At 43.8% G+C, this 2,243-nt stretch carries 3 protein-coding genes; all 3 read left to right on the top strand.

Annotated elements, in window-relative coordinates; all coding sequences use genetic code 11:
• Positions 1-482: RdgB/HAM1 family non-canonical purine NTP pyrophosphatase (gene rdgB, locus OEM52_14930; protein ID MDK9701428.1), on the top strand; the 482-nt coding region annotated here is incomplete at its 5' end.
• On the top strand, positions 430-1,638 hold the full coding sequence (locus OEM52_14935; GenBank protein ID MDK9701429.1) for a cysteine desulfurase: 1,209 nt from the start codon (positions 430-432) through the stop codon (positions 1,636-1,638). The genes rdgB and OEM52_14935, both read left to right, overlap by 53 nt.
• A 4-nt stretch (positions 1,639-1,642) precedes the next feature.
• The coding region (locus OEM52_14940) for a hypothetical protein (GenBank protein ID MDK9701430.1) at positions 1,643-2,243 on the top strand (601 nt) is incomplete at its 3' end.

The raw sequence follows: 2,243 nt of genomic DNA on the forward strand, positions 1-2,243 counted from the left end.
ATCCAGAAGAGACCGGAAATACTTTATTCGAAAATGCTCTTTTAAAAGCAAGAACTTACTTTGAACTAACAAAGTTGCCAACGCTCTCAGATGATTCCGGTTTGTTTGTAGAAATATTAAATGGGGAGCCGGGGGTGCACTCTGCCCGGTTTGCTGGCAAATCGGTAACTTATACTGATAATCGAAGAAAACTTAAAGAAATAATTGAAGATAAAGTTGATCCAATAACAGCTTACTTTGCAACCGTCATCGCCATCGTTACACAGAAGGGGGAGTGGACCTTTGAAGGGCGATGTAATGGAACAATACTTCGAGAAGATCGCGGAACTAATGGCTTTGGTTATGATCCAATGTTCGTTCCCGAGGGGAGTCAACGGACTTTTGCTGAAATGACCAACGCAGAAAAGAATCTCATCTCTCATCGCAGCGTTGCTTTTAATTTGTTTATTAAAGCATTTACAGAAAAACAAATTGTCTTCTGAGAGCATTGTTATGAAACGAATCTATCTGGATCATGCGGCAACAACTCCGGTCCATCCTGATGTGATTTCGGCGATGACGGCCGCGCTTTCTACCCAATGGGGAAATCCAAGTTCACTCCACACCGAGGGGAGAACTGCCCGTAAAGCAAAGGAGCATGCGCGTGCGCAAGTCGCACAGCTCCTACAAGCGGATCTTAGCAATCTTTACTTTACAGCAAGTGGCTCGGAAGCTGATCAATGGGCAATCTTAGGTGTTGATGATTTATATAGTGAATCAAAGGGTCGTATTATAACCTCAACGATCGAGCACTCGGCGGTAAGGAATGCTGCCAAACGATTGGCTAATGCAGGTTGGGATGTGCAGTGGCTCGTGCCGGATCGATTTGGTTTTTATTCGGCTGACGAGCTACAAAAATTGATGAATTCTGAAACTAAATTAGTATCCCTAATGTATTGTAATAATGAAATTGGTTCTATTCAAGATATTTCAATACTTAGTAACGTTTCACATCAGCATGGCGCTTTGTTTCATACCGATGCTGTCCAAGCACTGGGAAAGCTTGATTCACCTTTGTCTTGGGATGTCGATTTGGTTTCGGTTGCTTCGCATAAAATTAATGGTCCGAAAGGGGTTGGCGCACTTTGGATTCGTCCTGGTTTAGAATTCCCCCCTTGGATTGCCGAAGCGAGTCAAGAGCGGGGGAAACATGCTGGAACCGAGGGAGTACCCGCGATAGTCGGATTTGGTGCTGCTTGTCAATTATGGTTTGATAATCAACAAATGTATCGTCACCAGCTAACATTGTTAAATGCTAAGTTTATGCAAGTGTTAAAAAGCTCTGGTTGTGAGTTTACGTTAGTATCACCTTCGGAAAAAGTAAATGTTTCGATTGTCAATATACGGTTCCATCGTTGCGAGGCGGAAGCGTTGTTGTTGGGATTTGATTTGGCGGGAGTTGCAGCATCAGCGGGATCCGCATGTGCCAGTGGTGCTCTTAAACCATCAGGTGTTCTTTTAGGGATTGGATACACTGAGCAGGAAGCCAACGAATGTGTCCGGTTTAGTTTTGGACCTTCGTTAACCATCGATGATGTGACTGAAGGAGCACAACGTATAGCTAGTGTCGTGCTTAAACACCAAGCGATAAACAAATAATTATATGAATCAAATAAATAATCAAAATGATCGTGATCAAGCCCTTCGGATACGGGATCGCTGGTGCAAGACAGTCCGGGCAAAATTGTCGGGAAGCACTGTGCTGGTTGCCATGTCCGGCGGTGTCGATAGCTCGGTAGCCGCATATCTGCTGGCAAACGCAGGTTTGCAAGTGATAGGAATACACTTCCGTCTCCAACCGGAAGGGGTACCTGCTACCGCCAAAGGTTGTTGCCATACCGGAAGCGCAAACGATGTGACAGCGGTATGCGATACTATTGGTGCTACATCACAAGTCTGGAATTTATCGAATGTATTTGATGAGGAAGTAATAAAATACTTTGAACATAGTTATCTAACTGGTGAAACACCAAATCCTTGTGTAGAGTGTAATCGTACATTAAAGTGGGGTGTCCTTTGGGAGCGACGAAATCTCTTAGGAATTGATTTTATATCCACTGGCCATTACGCAAGAAAAATAAATTTATTAAATAAAAGTTGGTTCGGTCGTGCTATCGATAAATCGAAAGACCAAGCGTATGCATTGTGGCCCGTTCCTGAAGAGCGAAGAGAGTATACACTACTTCCATTAGGGGTATTCCACA

It is taken from the genome of bacterium (genome assembly GCA_030247525.1).
Classification (GTDB): domain Bacteria; phylum Electryoneota; class JAOADG01; order JAOADG01; family JAOADG01; genus JAOTSC01.